Source organism: Streptococcus sp. GMD1S (assembly GCF_000296875.1).
In the GTDB taxonomy this organism is placed as follows: domain Bacteria; phylum Bacillota; class Bacilli; order Lactobacillales; family Streptococcaceae; genus Streptococcus.
The window spans coordinates 1-1957 of record NZ_AJQY01000109.1; the positions used below are offsets into that span (position 1 = coordinate 1).

Annotated in this window: 2 protein-coding genes; one reads left to right on the top strand and one right to left on the bottom strand. The window is 38.4% G+C overall.

The window, feature by feature from the left end:
* Window positions 1-317 (bottom strand): PHP domain-containing protein (locus GMD1S_RS07395; protein ID WP_000561558.1); only part of this gene is annotated, 317 nt, incomplete at its 3' end.
* A gap of 414 nt (window positions 318-731) precedes the next feature.
* Here GMD1S_RS07395 and GMD1S_RS07400 point away from each other — a divergent pair.
* Window positions 732-1957: Xaa-Pro dipeptidyl-peptidase (locus GMD1S_RS07400; RefSeq protein ID WP_001212017.1), on the top strand; the 1226-nt coding region annotated here is incomplete at its 3' end.

Here is a 1957-nt window from a genome sequence, read left to right on the forward strand (position 1 = left end):
TCAGACCAATTTTTCCGTCCAGTCATTTTTAAAGTGGATAACTTCATCAACTCTTGATAACCTTTAGTGGATAGGGCTAGAAAACGTAGAGAGAGATTCTCCTCATCTTTGACCAAGGTCATTTCTAAACCAATTAAAGGTTGAATGCTATGCTTACGAGTTGCTTCTAGAAAATGATAGGCTCCATAGAGATTATCCACATCCATGATAGCAAGGTGAGAATAGCCGTATTCTTTAGCCATTTGTACGTATTTTTCAATCGAAACCACACTTTCCATAAAACTATAAACAGTCTTGGTGTCGAGCTGTGCAATCATTTCTTCTCCTCCTTGCTTTCGTTTTACTACTATTATACCATTTTAAGCTGGATATTGAAGCAACTCTGCACTTTCTTTTCAATATCATCAGTTCCAAACTTCTTCTCTTCTTACTGTTAAATTCTTCATTTTTCAAAGGAAGAAAATATAAAATTAATATTATATAATAGTTTTAAATGTAAATTTAGATATATTTATACCAAACGAAGAATAATAAAGATAGGAGTTATATGCAGTTTTACATATAAAATTCTCTAGAAAAAGGCTTACTTCTATGGTATTTATTCAGCATTTTATAATAACTTACTAAATAGATATGCTGGTTTAAGAAATTTATTTCATTTAAGTTTATTTATTCCATTTTTCCCTCTTTTTTGATATAATAAATCCAGTCTGTTTTCAAAGGAGAGAAACATGCGTTTTAATCAATTCAGCTATCAACCAACCACTAGTTCTCAACGATTTGCAGAATTAGAAGGTCTTGGTCTAAAGCTGTCACCCCAACTGTCCTTAAAAAGACAGTTTGAAGACTTCATTTGTTGGAGTTTTTTCACTTATTCTGACACGGATTATGCCTTATCGACTTTGGCTGAGGATAAAGAAACAGATTTAGTAACCTTTTTCCAGTCAGACCGTGAGTTAACTGCGGAGATTTTCTACACAGTAGTTTTTCAACTTTTAGGATTTAGCTATCTTGTTGACTTTGAGGATGCCGAACAGTTTCGTAAAGAAACTGGTTTTCCTATTGTTTATGGGGATCTCATTGAAAATCTTTATCAGTTACTCAATACGAGAACGAAAAAAGGAAATACGCTCATTGATCAACTTGTTAGTGATGGACTCATTTCAGAAGACAATCACTACCACTACTTTAACGGTAAGAGCTTGGCAACCTTCTCTACTCATGATGTCATTCGTGAAGTCGTGTATGTCGAGAGTCGTGTGGATACTGATAACGACGGTCTCCCTGACTTAGTCAAGGTCAGCATTATTCGCCCGCGTTATGATGGACAGATTCCTTCAGTCATGACTGCCAGCCCTTACCACCAAGGGACCAACGATAAAGCCAGTGACAAGGCTCTCTACAAAATGGAAGGGGTGCTTGAGGTCAAACCGCCCCACACCATTGAACTTGAGGAGCCCAAGCTGAATTTAGTCGAATCTCATGGTCAAGCAGAAGTCGTCTCAGAAGCTGAAGAAAAGCTATCTCATATCAATAGCTCATATACACTCAATGACTACTTCCTCCCACGTGGATTTGCCAATCTCTATGTATCAGGTGTTGGAACCAAAGATTCTCAAGGTCTCATGACCAATGGTGACTACCAGCAGATTGAAGCTTATAAAAATGTCATTGATTGGCTCAATGGTCGTTGTCGTGCTTTCACGGACCACACGCGCAAGCGCCAAATCAAGGCTGACTGGTCAAACGGCAAAGTCGCAACAACAGGTATTTCCTATCTAGGTACCATGTCTAATGGTCTCGCCACCACTGGTGTTGATGGTTTGGAAGTGATCATCGCAGAAGCAGGTATTTCCTCTTGGTACAACTACTATCGTGAAAATGGTCTGGTAACCAGCCCAGGTGGTTATCCAGGTGAGGATTTTGACTCACTTGCTGAATTGACCTACTCCCGCAA